The sequence below is a fragment of the Nocardia mexicana NBRC 108244 genome (assembly GCF_001613165.1).
GTDB classification, from domain to species: Bacteria; Actinomycetota; Actinomycetes; order Mycobacteriales; family Mycobacteriaceae; genus Nocardia; species Nocardia mexicana.
Window position 1 is genome coordinate 89,668 of sequence record NZ_BDBV01000024.1, and the last position, 13,842, is coordinate 103,509.

At 66.9% G+C, this 13,842-nt stretch carries 14 protein-coding genes; 2 read left to right on the top strand and 12 right to left on the bottom strand.

Going from position 1 to position 13,842, the window contains the following annotated elements; all coding sequences use genetic code 11:
• Positions 1 to 55: 55 nt before the first annotated feature.
• The gene (locus tag NM1_RS10265) at positions 56 to 1,453 is read left to right on the top strand and encodes a wax ester/triacylglycerol synthase family O-acyltransferase (RefSeq protein WP_068017493.1); all 1,398 of its coding nucleotides are present in this window, start codon (positions 56 to 58) and stop codon (positions 1,451 to 1,453) included.
• Between the two features lie 77 nt (positions 1,454 to 1,530).
• Here the strand turns inward: NM1_RS10265 and NM1_RS10270 are convergent, their stop codons facing one another.
• The 7 genes from NM1_RS10270 to NM1_RS10300 form a co-directional block, all read right to left on the bottom strand.
• A complete protein-coding gene (locus NM1_RS10270; RefSeq protein ID WP_068017240.1) occupies positions 1,531 to 3,288 on the bottom strand; it encodes a sensor histidine kinase in 1,758 nt (585 codons plus the stop codon).
• A 142-nt stretch (positions 3,289 to 3,430) separates the two neighbouring features.
• Positions 3,431 to 3,919: a hydrogenase maturation protease gene (locus tag NM1_RS10275; RefSeq protein ID WP_068017241.1), complete on the bottom strand. Its 489-nt coding sequence runs from the start codon at positions 3,917 to 3,919 to the stop codon at positions 3,431 to 3,433.
• Positions 3,916 to 5,208, bottom strand: a complete 1,293-nt coding sequence (locus NM1_RS10280; RefSeq protein WP_068017243.1) for a Ni/Fe hydrogenase subunit alpha — start codon at positions 5,206 to 5,208, stop codon at positions 3,916 to 3,918. The genes NM1_RS10275 and NM1_RS10280 overlap by 4 nt, the downstream gene beginning before the upstream one ends.
• Positions 5,192 to 5,965: an NADH-quinone oxidoreductase subunit B family protein gene (locus tag NM1_RS10285; RefSeq protein WP_068017245.1), complete on the bottom strand. Its 774-nt coding sequence runs from the start codon at positions 5,963 to 5,965 to the stop codon at positions 5,192 to 5,194. The genes NM1_RS10280 and NM1_RS10285 overlap by 17 nt, the downstream gene beginning before the upstream one ends.
• Positions 5,965 to 6,819 (bottom strand): FAD/NAD(P)-binding protein, encoded by an 855-nt coding sequence (locus NM1_RS10290; RefSeq protein ID WP_084519346.1) that lies wholly within the window; start codon positions 6,817 to 6,819, stop codon positions 5,965 to 5,967. Before NM1_RS10290 ends, NM1_RS10285 begins: the two co-directional genes overlap by 1 nt.
• Positions 6,816 to 7,313 (bottom strand): Crp/Fnr family transcriptional regulator, encoded by a 498-nt coding sequence (locus tag NM1_RS10295; protein ID WP_068017247.1) that lies wholly within the window; start codon positions 7,311 to 7,313, stop codon positions 6,816 to 6,818. Before NM1_RS10295 ends, NM1_RS10290 begins: the two co-directional genes overlap by 4 nt.
• On the bottom strand, positions 7,300 to 8,430 hold the full coding sequence (locus NM1_RS10300) for a 4Fe-4S dicluster domain-containing protein (RefSeq protein ID WP_068017248.1): 1,131 nt from the start codon (positions 8,428 to 8,430) through the stop codon (positions 7,300 to 7,302). The genes NM1_RS10295 and NM1_RS10300 overlap by 14 nt, the downstream gene beginning before the upstream one ends.
• A 194-nt stretch (positions 8,431 to 8,624) precedes the next feature.
• On the opposite strand from NM1_RS10300, the gene NM1_RS10305 reads away from it, so the two are divergent.
• On the top strand, positions 8,625 to 9,491 hold the full coding sequence (locus NM1_RS10305; protein ID WP_068017252.1) for a glycosyltransferase family 2 protein: 867 nt from the start codon (positions 8,625 to 8,627) through the stop codon (positions 9,489 to 9,491).
• A 3-nt stretch (positions 9,492 to 9,494) separates the two neighbouring features.
• On the opposite strand, the gene NM1_RS10310 is transcribed toward NM1_RS10305, so the two are convergent.
• From NM1_RS10310 to NM1_RS42985, 5 genes are read right to left on the bottom strand one after another with little or no spacing between them, the layout of a single operon-like run.
• Complete coding sequence (locus NM1_RS10310; RefSeq protein ID WP_169814231.1) at positions 9,495 to 10,280, bottom strand: class I SAM-dependent methyltransferase; 786 nt, start codon at positions 10,278 to 10,280, stop codon at positions 9,495 to 9,497.
• Positions 10,277 to 11,221 carry a dTDP-glucose 4,6-dehydratase gene (locus NM1_RS10315; protein ID WP_068017257.1) on the bottom strand — a complete coding sequence of 315 codons (945 nt, stop codon included), beginning with the start codon at positions 11,219 to 11,221 and terminating at the stop codon, positions 10,277 to 10,279. The genes NM1_RS10310 and NM1_RS10315 overlap by 4 nt, the downstream gene beginning before the upstream one ends.
• A complete protein-coding gene (locus NM1_RS10320) occupies positions 11,218 to 12,399 on the bottom strand; it encodes a radical SAM protein (protein ID WP_169814233.1) in 1,182 nt (393 codons plus the stop codon). The genes NM1_RS10315 and NM1_RS10320 overlap by 4 nt, the downstream gene beginning before the upstream one ends.
• Positions 12,303 to 13,319 carry a sugar phosphate nucleotidyltransferase gene (locus tag NM1_RS40970; RefSeq protein ID WP_084519348.1) on the bottom strand — a complete coding sequence of 339 codons (1,017 nt, stop codon included), beginning with the start codon at positions 13,317 to 13,319 and terminating at the stop codon, positions 12,303 to 12,305. The genes NM1_RS10320 and NM1_RS40970 overlap by 97 nt, the downstream gene beginning before the upstream one ends.
• Positions 13,207 to 13,695, bottom strand: a complete 489-nt coding sequence (locus NM1_RS42985; protein ID WP_169814235.1) for a DUF4254 domain-containing protein — start codon at positions 13,693 to 13,695, stop codon at positions 13,207 to 13,209. Before NM1_RS42985 ends, NM1_RS40970 begins: the two co-directional genes overlap by 113 nt.
• Between the last annotated feature and the right edge of the window lie 147 nt (positions 13,696 to 13,842).

Below are 13,842 nucleotides of genomic sequence, written 5' to 3' on the forward strand. Positions count from 1 at the left end.
GCAGCTCTCCAGCCGCGGGCAGGGGCCGCGGCGGCTGCCCGGACAGGTGTTCACGATGACCGAATTGAGCCCGCTGGATACGGGATTCATGGAAATGGAGGACACCGACCGGCACGTCAGCCTGGGCATCGGTGCCGTGGCGATCGTCGACGGTCCGCCGCCGACCCGGGAGGAGTTCCGTGCGGGCCTCGACCGCGGCCTGCGCAGCCATCCGCGGCTGCGGCAGCGGGTACGCCGGTCGCTGTTCGACCTCGCCGCGCCGGAGTGGGAGGACGACCCGAATTTCGATCTGGCACACCATATCCGATGGGCCGGGCTGCCCGGGACCGGTGACGAGGCGGCGTTGCGCGAGCTGGTCGCCACCGAACTGACCGAACGGCTCGACCGCGATCACCCGCTGTGGGAGGTGATCGTCGTCGAACACCTGGCGGCCGGCCGCTGGGCGATGATCGTGAAGGCGCACCACGCCATGGTCGACGGGATCTCCGGCATCACTCTGTTCGAAAGCTTCTGCGATCCCGCCGCGACGGAACAGGGCGCCTCCCGGGAACCGGCCGCCGACCGTTCCGGCCCGAGCATGCTCGAGATGGCAACCAAGGCAATGCAATTGCCCTACACGGTGCCGCGCTTCGCCGTGCACGCCGTGCGCACGCTGATGCCGGTCGTACTGAGCGCGGTCGCGCCCGCGGCGGAAACGACGCTGAACGGTCCCATCGGACGACAGCGGCGCTACGCCGTCGCGCGGACCGCCCTGCCGGAGGTGCGTGAGATCGGTGCGGCATTCGGCGTGACCGTGAACGACGTCGCGGTCGCGGCCCTGGCGGCGGCGTACCGCCGGTTGCTGGTGAGCAGAGACGAAGACCCGGGACCCGGTCTGCTACGCATCGTCGTGCCGGTGTCGATGCGTGCGGCGGACGTGAAATATGTTCTGGACAATCGTGTTTCGGCGATGATCACACACCTGCCGATCGAGATCGGCGATCCGGTCGAGCGCCTCGAAGCCGTGCACCGCCGGATCGCCAGGCACCGCTCCCGCGGCGAGGCCGAGGCGGAGAAATCAATGCTGTCGCTCGCCGGGCGTCTGCCGTTCGGTCTGGTCGCCTTGGTTTTCCGGGCGGTATCGCGATTTCCGCAGCGCGGCGTCGGCGCGCTGGCAACCAATGTGCCGGGTCCCAGGCGCCCGTTGACGCTGCACGGCCGCGATGTCGTGGAGATCTGGCCGTGTGTCCCGATCGCTCTGCGGGTACGCACCACGGTCGCCATCCTCAGCTACGCGGACCGGCTGGTATTCGGCATCACCGGCGACTACGACACCACACCCGATATCGACGTGATCGCCGCGGGTGTCGAGGCCGAGATCGGCGTGCTGCTGGCTCGTGCTCGCGATCGGGAGATGCCCCGCAGGTCTCGCCCGAGGCGCCGCAGCGCGGCCCTTCGGCCCGTCGAAACGTAACTGTACCAATGATTTACATGATCGAACTCCGGTCATAGCGCCTGCCGGGATGTCCGCGCGGCGGGTGCGGCCGTGTGCTATGGCAGGGGCGCGGTCCATCGCAATCGGGTGCCACGGCCGCTGCTGGAGTCTGCGGGCCCGGTGTCGAAGTCGCCGCCGACTTGTTCGGCGCGGCGGGCGAGGTTGGTCAGTCCGCTGGGGGTGATGTCGGCGGGGATGCCGCGGCCGTCGTCCTCGATGAGCAGGGCGAGATCGTCCGCGACGGTGACCGTGACGGTGACGGTGGTGGCGCCGGAGTGCCGGACCGTGTTGGAGACCGCTTCGCGGACAACGGCTTCCGCATGATCGGCCAGGGCGGGATCGATGACCGACAGCGGCCCGGACACCCGCAGGTCGGCGGCGATCCCGGTGGCCGCCGTGGGCTGGTGGACGGCGTCGTGGAGGCGTTGACGGAGCCGGGTGATCTGGCTGTCGCCGCCGTGCAGGTCGAAGACGGAGGTGCGGACGTCGTGGATGACCTGCTGCAGGTCGTCGACGAGGGTCGACAGCCGTTGCCGGATGTCGGGGTTGCGGGCGCGGGCGAGGGTGCCCTGGGCGTGCAGGCCCAGGGTGAACAGCCGTTGGATGACGTGGTCGTGCAGGTCGCGGGCGATGCGGTCGCGGTCGGACAGCACGTCGAGTTCCCGCATGCGCTGCTGGGCGTCGGCCATCTGCATGGCGAGCGCGGCCTGGTCGGCGAACGCCGCGGCCAGTTCGGCCGTCTCCTCGCCGAAAGATCCGGTTTCGGCGGTGCCCGCGACGATCAAGACGCCGAGTATCGCGTCCGTGGTCCGCAGCGGCAGGATCATGGCGGGCCCGGCGCCGGGCAGGGTGGCGCCCAGAGGCGTTCCGTGACGGTCGTCGACCCGGACCGGACGGCCGTGGAGCAGGGCGCCCCCGACCTCGGTACCGGTCAACGACAGGGTCGGCGCCACCGATCGAGAGTCCGAGCCCGCGGTCTGCGTGACGGTGAGTTCGGTCAGGTCCTCGGCGGCGGTGTCGGGATCGGCCGGGATCGCCAGCAGCGCGAAGTCGGAGCGGGTCAGCGTGCGGGCGTGTTCGACGACGTCGCCGAGCACCTCATCGGGGTCGGTGCCGGAAAGGAATTCGGTCGCGATGTCGCGGGTGGCGGTGATCCACTGCTGCTGGGTGCGGGACGCCTGGTACAGGCGGGCGTTGTCGATCGCGACGCCCGCCGCGGCGGCCAGCGCCCGCACGACGATCTCGTCGTCCTCGGTGAACGGTTGCCCACCGGCCTTCTCGGTCAGATACAGGTTGCCGAAGATCTCGTCGCGGACCAGTACCGGGACGCCGAGGAAGGTGCGCATGGGCGGATGGTGCGCAGGGAAGCCGATCGAGGACGGGTGCGTGGCGAGATTGTCGAGCCGGATCGGCTTGGGCTGGCTGAACAACAATCCGAGCACGCCGAGTCCGTGCGGCAGATGGCCGATGCGGGCCCGGGTCGCGTCGTCGATGCCTTCGTGGACGAACTGCTCGAGCTTTTCGTCGCTGCCGCGAACGCCGAGCGCGCCGTAGCGGGCGTCGACCAGCTCGATGGCTGTGTGCACGATCGTCTGCAGGGTCCGCTCCAGGTCGAGGCCCGCGGTGATCGACAGCATCGCCTCGACCAGGCCGTCCATCCGCTCGCGGGTATCGATGACCTGCTCGATCCGGTCCCGGACCTCCGACAGCAGCTCTCGCACGCCCAGTTGCGACAGCGTCTCCCGCACCGAATGCGCACCCGGATACGTGGCGCGCGACGGCTTTGCGGCAGATCCCCCTGGATGATCTTGCAAAGGCACGCTGCACCTCCTGGGCCGGTGACGTGTCACCTTGGGCCGCGCTTCTGGACCCGGAAGGGTGTATTTCAGAATACGAAGACCAAGTTTATCGCACGGGAGTTTCGGGTACTTTTCGCCGACTTCCGGGGGGATACCCTCACTCGGCGGAGATCGAACCGGACGGGGTTTCCGGTCGGTCGACTTCGGCGCGGACCGCCTCCACTACTCGGGGCAGCGCCGCGGCGACCGGATCGGACAGCCCGGCGCCCAGGTCGAGGCAGGCCGCTTCCACGGCGATCACGACCAGCTCGCGGGGGACCCGGCCGAGGGCGCGGCCCAGCGGAACCGCGTCCGGTATGCCGAGGGCGTGGGAGCTGGTGGCGGTGGTGACACCGCGCAGTGCGTCGACGGTGGTGCGCCAGACGCGGCCGGGGGTGGAGGGGTCGCAGAGTACCGCGTCGACGACGACGGCGAGGTCGGCGTCCGCCCAGGCATCGAGCAGACCGGTCGGCTCGCCGTCGCAGACGGTGGCGAGAACGCCTGGCAGACCGAGCCTTTCGATTTGCGATGCCACCAGCGGGCCGATGCCGTCGTCGTGGCGGTATTCGTTGCCGACGCCGATGACGACCATGCGCGACCTCGTCATCGGCGCTCCAGATCCAGCTCGAGGAAGTGCGCGGAGCAGGAGATGCACGGGTCGTAGTTGCGAATCGTGCGTTCGCACAGCGTGGTGAGGGCGGCATCGTCGAGGTCGAGATGGGCGGCGACGACGCGCCGCAGATCAGCCTCGATGGCGGCCTGGTTCTGCGAGGTGGGTGGAATGATGGTGGCGGAGTGGATGATTCCGTCGTCTCCCGTTTCGTAGCTGTGATACAGCAGGCCCCGCGGCGCCTCGCTGACGCCGTGCCCGACGCCCGCACGGGGGACCACGGGCATCGACGGACGGGGCGGCCGTTCGTAGTCTCCGATCAGACGCACGGCTTCCTCGATGGCGTAGACGACCTCGACCGCGCGAACCAATATGCTGCGGAACGGGTTTCGGCATTCGGCTCCGAGTCCGATCTCGGCGGCAACCTGTCGAGCCAGGGGCGACAGGCGGGCGGAGTTGAGTGTGTACCGAGCGAGTGGGCCGGTGAGGTAGGGGCCGCCGTCGAGGGTGGCGTGCAGCGCGGTGGAGTGCGGGACCTGCCGTTCGGACACGTGATCGGTGAATTCGGACGCGGGGAAGGCCAGTCCGGTGCTGGTGTGGATTCGACCGGTTTCTATCGCATACCGGGCCGGATCGTCGGCCGCGAGCAGGTGGTGATCGAGTTCCAGGTCGGGGAAGTCCAGGGTCGAGGCGCGGCGGGCGGTGGAGATGGCGGAATCCAGCGCACCGCGCAGCTGTTCGGCGAGGGGAGCCAGATCGGCGGGTGACGGGACGGAGTAGAAGCCTCCTACGCGCACATTGATCGGATGAATCGGCCTCCCCCCGATGAGTTCGAGCAGGCCGTTCCCGGCCTTCTTGACCGCCAGACCACGCTCGACGAGGTCGCGATGGTCGGTGGCGAGGGTGACGGCATCGGGATAACCCAGGAAGTCCGGCAGGTGCAGCAGATGGATATGCAAGGCGTGGCTGGATATCCACTCGCCGCAGTACAGCAATCGGCGTAGCGCGGCGAGCGGTGGGTCCAGATCGACTCCGCACAGCTGCTCGAGCGCGTTGCACGCGCTGGTTTGGTAGGCGACGGGGCAGATGCCACAGATCCGGGCGGTGATATCGGGTGGTTCGGTAAAGGCGCGTCCGCGCAGGAGAGCCTCGAAGAACCGTGGCGGTTCGTAGATGTTCAGTTCGGCGCGTTCGACCGCTCCGTCGGCGACGACGACGCGCAGCGCACCCTCGCCCTCCACGCGAGCGAGCGAGCTGACACGCAATTGCCTACTGCGGTGGCTCATTCCGGCTCCTCTCCGCGAATTCCGGTGCGGCCGCGGCGAAGGTGGTGAACACCCGATCGATGTCGGCGGTGGACATCCCGTTGACACTCAGAATGGGAAGCAGCGCACGGATATTGGGTTCGGCCATCGGACCGAAACAACCGAAGCAGCCGCGCTGGTAGGCCGGGCACAGTGCGCCGCAACCGGCCTGGGTGACCGGGCCCAGGCACGGAATACCGTGCGCCACGGTCACACAGGTGGTGCCCCGGCGCTTGCATTCGGTGCATACGCTCGTGTTCGGGATGTCCGGCGCGCGCCCGGCCAGGAGCGCCTCGAGGGTGTCGAGCAGCTGGTGACGGTCGATCGGGCAGCCGCGAAGCTCGAAATCCACAGGCACGTGGGCCGATATCGGTGTGGATTCGGCCAGTGTGGCGATGTGCTGCGGGCTCGCGTAGACCACCGAGGCGAACTCATCGATATCGGCGAAGTTGCGCAGCGCCTGAATGCCGCCGTGGGTCGCGCAGGCCCCGATCGCCACCAGGACACGGGACTGCTCCCGGATCTCGGTGATACGCCCGACCTCGTCCGGTGTGGTGACCGACCCCTCCACCAGGGAGACGTCGTAAGGTCCTGGCCGCACGGTGCTGGAGGCTTCGAGGAAGTGCACGATACGAACCCGACCGGCGAGCGTGAGCAGTTCGTCCTCGCAGTCGAGGAGCGTGAGCTGGCAGCCGTCGCACGAGGTGAACTTCCAGACCGCGAGTGTCGGTGTGTCCATCAGAGCTCCCGGACGGCGAGCAGCGGCTCGGCGGTGGCGTAGTCGACGACGGGCCCGTCCCGGCACACGAGCAGCGGGCCCAGCTGGCAGTGTCCGCAGCGGGCCACGCCGCACTGCATATTGCGCTCCAGGGACACCCGGATATCGGTGGCGGCGACTCCCTTGCGCCGCAGGGTTTGTGCGCAGAACCGCAGCATCGGTTCGGGCCCGCACAGGAACGCGGTGGTGCGCGCGGCGTCCAAGCACATCCGTGCCAGAGGCTCGGTGACGAACCCCACGGTGCCCGTCCAGCCGGAGCCGCCGTGGTCGACGGTCTGCTGCAATTCGACGGAACCCGTTGCGGCCCAGCTATCCTGGTCGTGCCGGAACAGAATGTCGGAGGGAGTTCGCGCGCCGGCGATGAGGATCACCCGCCGATAGCGTGCGCGATCGGCGAGCGCTTCGAGGACTACCGGACGCAGCGGCGCCAAACCCACTCCACCACCGACGATTACGAGATCGCGCCCGGTCGCCGTTTCCGTTCTCCAGCCTCGACCGAACGGCCCGCGCACGCCGACGACGCCACCCAGCGGGGTGTGGACCAGGGCCGCGCTCACGGCGCCGACCGCGCGGACGGTGTGCTCGAGGACGTCGCGACCGGCAGCCGGGTCACCGCTGATCGATATCGCGATCTCACCGACCCCGAAGCTGTGGAGCATCATGAACTGTCCCGCCCGGAACCGCTGTGCCGCAGTGTGAATCGGCTCCAGAAGCAGGGTCGCGGTATCGGGTGTCTGGCGGCAGCGGGCGATGACGCGATACGGCAGCATGCCGTCGCCGACCGATTCCGCGCGGGTTTGCGTCGCGACGCTCATCGCCGGTGTCCCGGAGAGGGTACGCAGCGGCAGGATTCCGCCGGATTGCGGTACAGATCCAGCAGCCGTGCCCGGGTGGCCTGTAGCCGATCCAGGAGTGCCTCGAAGAGCATGGTGGTCAGCGTCCGTCCGAACACCGGATCGGCGTCGGCCAATGCGGCCAGAGTGGCGGAATCGAATTCGATCGCGGCGACCGGGTCGGTGACCCGCGCACCGAATCGCCAGCGGTACGGCGGTACCAGCCAGGACCAGCCCAGCAGGTCGCCGCCACCGAGCGTCTGCACTGTGACATCGCCCTGACCGGGCACGTGCGCATCGAGGAGAACGCATCCGGTGCGGATCAGCCAGCACCGGTCCGCCGCCTCTCCCTCCGTGATCAACCGGTGCCCGGCCGGGTACGACACATCGCGCCCGGCCTGGGCCAGCAAGCGCAGCTCCGACGCGCCGAGGGGCGCCAGGTGCGCGAACTCGGAGAGCTCCTCAACGGTCGTCATCGGCGGTTCCCCCGGCGAGTTCGGCGAGCCTGCCCACCTCGGCGGTCAGGTCGATGCCCGCGGGGCACCAGGCGATGCAGCGGCCGCAGCCCACGCACCCGGAGCTGCCGAACTGGTCGTACCAGGTGCTCAGCTTGTGGCTGAGCCACTGCCGGTACCGGCCCGCACCCGACTGCCGCACACTGCCGCCGTGCAGATAGGAGAAGTCCAGCTCGAAGCACGAGGCCCAGCGCTCCCAGCGCTGCGCGTGGTCGCCGGTGAGGTCGGTGACGTCCTCGGTCGTGGTGCAGAAGCAGGTGGGACAGACCATGGTGCAGTTGGCGCAGGTCAGGCAGCGGCTCGCGACGTCCTGCCAATGCGGCGACTCCCGGGAATCGCGGAGCAGCGTTCGAAGATCGACCTCGGGCATCGCGCGGCCCATCCGCTGCGCGGCGGCGTTCACGGCCTCTCCCGCCCGTGCGATCTCGGCGGTCTCCGCCTCTCGTGAACCGACTTCGGCGAGGACGTGCGCACCGGCCTCGGTGCCGACCTCGACCAGGAAACGATGGTCCGATCCCTCGATGCGTTCGGTGAGGGCCAGGTCGAATCCGGCGGAGACCCCCGGCCCGGTGCCCATCGAGGCGCAGAAGCAGACGCCGCCGGGCTCGGTGCAGTTCACCGCCACGACGAACAGGTCGTGCCGGCGTCGGCCGAACGAAGGGTCGGGGTATTCGCCGCCGCCCAGCACCCGCCCGAGTATCGCGATCGAGGCGAGGTCGCAGCCGCGGACACCGAGAAACGCCGATTTGACGGGTACCTCGTCTACGGGCACGGACTCCAGATCCGGTCCGATCTCCGCGATCTTCCGGTGTGGCGGATGCAGGAACTGCTTCCACGACCCGGGCCCGGCCGAATGCGCGAACACGGCCTCGTCGTCGCGTCGGTGCAGCCGATACCGGCCGGGGGAGGTCTGTACCCCCCACCCGCTCGGCAACGCGGCTCCGGATTCGAGTTCGTCCAGCACGATCGCACCATCGCGCACCTGCGGGCCGATCACTCGATAACCGCGCGCCCGCAGCACCTCCACCAGGCGGTCCAGGCCCGCTCGGTCGATCACCGCCGTATCACCAGGCGTCATCGAGGACCTCGATTCCGGTCGAGGAACAGTTGGGCTCGCGACCGAGTCTGCTCGGCGGCGCACACCCGCCGCGAGGGGCGAAAGTCCCCGCAACCGCGGCCCACTGCACCCGATGAGATTCGACCTGCTGATTATCTGCCGCTGATCAGCTGGCTCAGGCACGCCGACCGGACACGGCTGATAGATTCGCCCGCATGCCCAGCCTCGACGACAAGACCGTCGACCTGATTCTCGTCACCTACAACAGCGCGGAAGATCTGACTCGATTCCTACCGACGTTGCAGGCAGCGGTCGAACCGCTCACCCTCAACGTGCTCGGTGTCGACAACGCGTCAGCCGACGACAGCGCCGATGTCGTCGAGCAGCATGGCGGAACCGTCATCCGCAATAGTGAGAATCTCGGTTTGACCCGCGCGATCAACCAAGGCGTGGCGCTGGGCTCCGGCGAGTGGATCCTCGTGGCCAATCCCGACACGGTGCTGTCTCCCGGAGCAATCGCGCGGCTGGTGGACACGGCCACGTCCGATGATCGGATCGGGCTGATCGGGCCACGAATCGCCCAACTGGACGGAACGCCGTACCCGACCGGCCGGAAGTTTCCCGGCGTCGCCGTCGGCATCGTCCACGCGCTACTCGGAGCGGTGTGGAAGTCCAACCCCGCAACCGTGGCCTACTTCGGCCGACCGGTCGATGCGGTCAGCGACGTCGACTGGATCTCCGGCTGCTGCATGCTGTTCCGGCGATCCGCGTTCGATGCGGTCGGCGGGTACGACGAGCGATACTTCATGTACTTCGAAGAGGTCAAGATCGCGCTGGACATGCACCGGGCCGGGTATCGGGTGGTGCTCGATCCCGACGTCGAGATCCGCCACCGAGAAGGCGGCAGTACCCGGCACGCTCCGTTCCGGAAGGTATTCAATCACCACCGGTCAGCGCTGCGGTTCTATATGGACTACAACCGGCACCGCCCCTGGATTCTGCTGACTCCACTCGTCGCGGCCGGGTTGGCGCTGCGCGGTGCGCTGTCGGTACTTCGGACCGCAATCGCGCAGCGCCGCTGAGGATTACGGCTCGCTACAGATCGCGAGGGCGATCTTCTTGGGTTCGGTGAGGTACCCGGACTCCTGGTCATCGACCGACCATCCGGCGACCCACTGCAGGATGTCCCCGTACTGGGCATCGGTGGGGATGACGTCCCAGGTAGGGATGTTGGCGGCGAAATATGGCGTGAACTTCTGAACCGGGATACGCAGTTCGCCGGCCAACGTCTCCACTGTCGCCACGTGCCAGAACGAGGCGAGGACCTGTCCGAGGTTTTCCGCGTTCACGGTGGTGGTGGTGAAAGTTGGCTCGCCCCAACCGAAAATCCGATGGACCCGGCGCCGGTATCGGTCGACGTGTGGGTAGCTGGTCAACGAATTGGCCGAAGCAATAAACATTCCGCCCGGCCGCAACACACGCCGTGCTTCCCGCATTGCGGCGGCGAGGTCGTCGATATGGCTGAGGGTGTGCACACAGGTGATCACATCGAATGAGTTATCCGGAAACGGGACAGCCTCGGCGTCACCGACGACGTACTGTTTGGCCGCAGTATCGGCGATCGGCGGACGAACGAGATCGAGACCGACCAGACGGCCCCAATGCCCATGACCAGACAGGTACTCGATCAGATGCCCTGTACCGCAGCCGATATCGAGAATCTCGAGGTCCGACGGCGCTCCACATCGAGTAGCGATTGCCCGGGGAATGTCGGTCGGTTTTCTGCTGTAGCGGGCATGGACATCGAGTTTCGTGCCCAGGACGGTGGGGTCGCCATAGACATGCCGGAATTCGTCTTTACTCTTGGTCATGGCACCCACCACCCATCGTTCGCGGTCAGCCATTCCACGGTCGATGCCAGGCCCGATTCGAACCGGATCGACGGCTTCCACGGCAACTCGGCCTGGGCCTTGCTCGTGTCGATCGCGTACCGCTGGTCGCACCCGGGGCGGTCGGCGACAAACTGGATCGGCCGATCGACGCTCATGAGTTCCTGTATGCGGCCGACAACTTCGAGCGTGGTCCATTCCGTGTCGCCGCCGACCAGGTACGACTCGCCAGGTCGGCCATGCTCCATCGCTGCGGTCAAACCCACAGCGGCGTCGACGACGTGCAGGAAGGTGCGCGACTGCAGACCGCTGCCGAAAATCTGCGCCGGTTCGTTCCGGAGCAAACGGGCAACGGTGACCGGTATCAGTTTCTCCGGGTACTGCCATGGCCCGTAGAGGTTGCAGAAATGGACGATCGTCGCGTCCAAGTCATAGGTGTTGACGTAGGCGCGCACCAGGTGATCGGCGGCGGCCTTGGTCGCCGAGTAAGGGTTGCGCGGCGCGTACGGTGACGCCTCGGTGAACGGACCGTCGAGAGATTCGCCGAATACTTCGTCGGTGGAGGCGTGGACGAACCGCCGCTCGCCTCCGATGTGCCGCAATACGCGCAGCAGCGCGGCGGTCCCTTCGATGTTGGTGGCGATGAACTTTCGGTCGTCGGCGATCGATGCATCGACGAATGTCTCTGCGGCCAAATGGATTACCGCGTCGCAGTTGTCGACTAGGTCGGCGAGCAGAACGCTGTTGAGGATATTGCCGTCGATGACCTCAACACGGTATGGCGATGCCGGAATCGCTTGCGGTGCGGCGGTGTGGGTGTGGCAGTCCAGGACCGTGATCGACGCGACGTACGGCAGTCGCAGCAGCTGCTCGACCATGTGCACTCCAACGAACCCAGCACCGCCGGTGACGAGGATTTTCATGCCGGCACCGCCCGCAGCTCAGCGTCAAGGGTCGCGGCCTCGTGCGCCTCGAGCAGGACGAGGTCGTGACTGACGGTGTCGAACACCATCGTGAATCCGTCTTCCCGCCGCAACCGATACCTGTCTGGCGTACTGCGCAGTGCGCGTGTGAGATCGTCGAGTGTGGTCCCGAGCGGTTGCGGAGCCGGAATCGCCCTGCCTGTTATGGCAGGGTGCAGTGGCCGGTCGCGCTTTTCCACGGCGCAGATGTCATCGAGGTCTGCCAGGATCATCGGGGCGTCGGCGCCGAGATGGAACTTGCGTGCGACCTCCTCCGGGCGGGTGAACGGCGCCGCGGTCCGTGCACGCGAGGTCAATATCTCGGACAGCTGCAGGTCTGACAGATTCCCCGTGGTCTCGTCGGCGCGCCAGCTGCGGCCCCATGCTCGCATCACGGTGCGCACGTCACCGTCGGGCCGCACGATGCGCATCCAGCCCTTCCAGATCTCGGTGAACTGGTGGATCGCCATCGTTCGCGCGGCAGGCGGATACACCAGCGTGTCGTTGAATCGAACAGTGATGCCCGGCAACTGGTTTGGCTTATGCAGGACTGCGCTATGCACTTCAGCGAACTGGTCTGCCGACAGTCCGTGGTAGTCGCCCATCGCATGACCGGCGAAACACACCGGCGTCAGATGGTGTTGTGCCACACCGAGTTCGGCGAGTTGTTCGGTGAGTTCGAGCCACCGCATGTGATTGGTGCCGTCGATAACCGAGATCACAGTTACGTTGTCGTTGACCCTTCGCAGTTCGCGTATGCCACGCATGGTCTGCTCGAACATCCCGGCGCCACGATTGCGGTCGTGTACATCGGCGACCCCGTCGAGGCTGACGCAGATCCGGGAAAGGTTCGCCGACTCGATCGCGGCGAGGACATTCGGAGGGGTGGACAATCCGTTCGTGATCAAGTGCAAGGCCGCGAACTGCAGGCGCCGCGAGTGTTCGAGCAGCGGGAGCAGTCCGGGCCACATCGTCGGTTCACCGCCGGTGACTCCGATGTCGAAGACCCGCAATCGGTCTGCGGTGTCGAAGATTTCAGGGATCAGGCCGGGGTCGAGGGTCGGGCCGCGGTAATCGGGGCCGGACGAAGAATGGCAGTACCAGCATTCCAGCTGACAACGCCGGGTGGTGTCGAGCACGATGCGGGCCGGGCTTGTGGCGTGGTCGAGGTCCATGACGATATCTCCTCATCTGTGAACGGTGGGTTGTTGAAGCCTCGATTGAGGGCGAATCTGCGTGCCTCGTAGTAGGTTTCGGGTGATACGGCGGCGTCGAGCCAGTAGCCGCGGACGGGTTCTGCGACGACCTCATCAGTGGCAGCGAACGTGCGCACGCAATCCATCACGTCGCGCTCACCGCGGTCGTTTGTTGTGACGGTGCCGGCGGCGTGGAACAAGGTTGCGGCGTGGAACAGAATGAGTCCGGTGCACACCGTCGCCGTTGTCGGATGCTCGGGTTTGTCGACAACAGCTCGGACTCGCCCGCGTTCATCGATGTCGACGGTGCTGAAATGTTGGGGGTCAGACGATTCCGATACCTGCAACTGGCACACGGCGGGGTGCTCGAGGAAACGGCGAACCGCCCCGACAGGGGCGTACTCGAAAAGGTTGTCTCCCCAGAGGGTTGCGATGTAGTCCTGCTCGACGACGTCGGCGCATCGCTCCAACCCGTCGGCAGTTCCGGCTGGATCAGGCTGCACGACGATGTCGGTGACGCGAGCCCCTTCGGCTCTGTCGAACACACACCGGAACTCGTCGGCATCCTCCGGACGCACAACCGCTGTCGCCGTGGAGATCCCGCACCGATACAGCAGTTCCAGTCCGTAGACGGCCATCGGTCGACCACCCACTGGCAGCAGGTGTTTACAAACATCACTGATCGGGCGTAATCGGCTGCCACGCCCACCGAGCATCAGAATTCCGTGCAGCTGAGGATGATTCGGCATCTCAATCACTCTTTTCGATGGGTTGACCAGGTAGACGCCGACGACCGTCGGCCACCTCGGCAGCGAGGTCGCTGTATGCCAGTTCCAATTCGCCGAGTCGCGTCCATGCCTCATGCATGCGGCCGCTGCTCGGGCCGGACACCAGTAGCTCTCGCATGGCGCGTTCGGCGGCCGCCGCCATGCGGTCGATGAGGGAACCGATCGACCGGGACGACTCGGAGGCCGACGGCCTGGGCCGATCGGCGGTGCCGATAACCCATCGGTCGATCGAAGCAACGATCTCGGATCGTCGGCAGTCGAAATCAGCTGCACAGCTTGGGTTCTGGCGGCGTAGGCGGTGCAGCCCGACGAGTTCGTGCGCCTGGCGGCACAGCGGACCGTCCAAGTAGTTCCCGCATAACGCCAGCAGCAACTGATCCCGAGTCGGCAGCACGGCTACACACGCCGCTGCGCCCGCACTCGCAGCCCACATGTCCCGAATCTCCAGCATTGATGGCATGGCCAGTCCCCTCGGCGGCGATCGGTGCACCCGATGCCGACCACGAACCGGACAGCCACTCTGTCCGATGTGCACCGTTTGAGCTGGGAGAGGCGAAACGGCACCGGGTGCCCGACCAGAGTCCCGCGCTGGTAGTGC

What these genes read in the sequence shown, in the direction of transcription:
- NM1_RS42985 (WP_169814235.1), bottom strand. Translation starts at nt 13,695, where the DNA reads ATGCTGGAGATTCGGGACATGTGGGCTGCGAGTGCGGGCGCAGCGGCG.
- NM1_RS10275 (WP_068017241.1), bottom strand. Translation starts at nt 3,919, where the DNA reads ATGACGAGGTCGCGCATGGTCGTCATCGGCGTCGGCAACGAATACCGC.
- NM1_RS10300 (WP_068017248.1), bottom strand. Translation starts at nt 8,430, where the DNA reads ATGACGCCTGGTGATACGGCGGTGATCGACCGAGCGGGCCTGGACCGC.
- NM1_RS10305 (WP_068017252.1), top strand. Translation starts at nt 8,625, where the DNA reads ATGCCCAGCCTCGACGACAAGACCGTCGACCTGATTCTCGTCACCTAC.
- NM1_RS10315 (WP_068017257.1), bottom strand. Translation starts at nt 11,221, where the DNA reads ATGAAAATCCTCGTCACCGGCGGTGCTGGGTTCGTTGGAGTGCACATG.
- NM1_RS10285 (WP_068017245.1), bottom strand. Translation starts at nt 5,965, where the DNA reads ATGGACACACCGACACTCGCGGTCTGGAAGTTCACCTCGTGCGACGGC.
- NM1_RS10290 (WP_084519346.1), bottom strand. Translation starts at nt 6,819, where the DNA reads ATGAGCGTCGCGACGCAAACCCGCGCGGAATCGGTCGGCGACGGCATG.
- NM1_RS10265 (WP_068017493.1), top strand. Translation starts at nt 56, where the DNA reads ATGACCGAATTGAGCCCGCTGGATACGGGATTCATGGAAATGGAGGAC.
- NM1_RS10295 (WP_068017247.1), bottom strand. Translation starts at nt 7,313, where the DNA reads ATGACGACCGTTGAGGAGCTCTCCGAGTTCGCGCACCTGGCGCCCCTC.
- NM1_RS40970 (WP_084519348.1), bottom strand. Translation starts at nt 13,319, where the DNA reads ATGAGGCATGGACGCGACTCGGCGAATTGGAACTGGCATACAGCGACC.
- NM1_RS10310 (WP_169814231.1), bottom strand. Translation starts at nt 10,280, where the DNA reads ATGACCAAGAGTAAAGACGAATTCCGGCATGTCTATGGCGACCCCACC.
- NM1_RS10280 (WP_068017243.1), bottom strand. Translation starts at nt 5,208, where the DNA reads ATGAGCCACCGCAGTAGGCAATTGCGTGTCAGCTCGCTCGCTCGCGTG.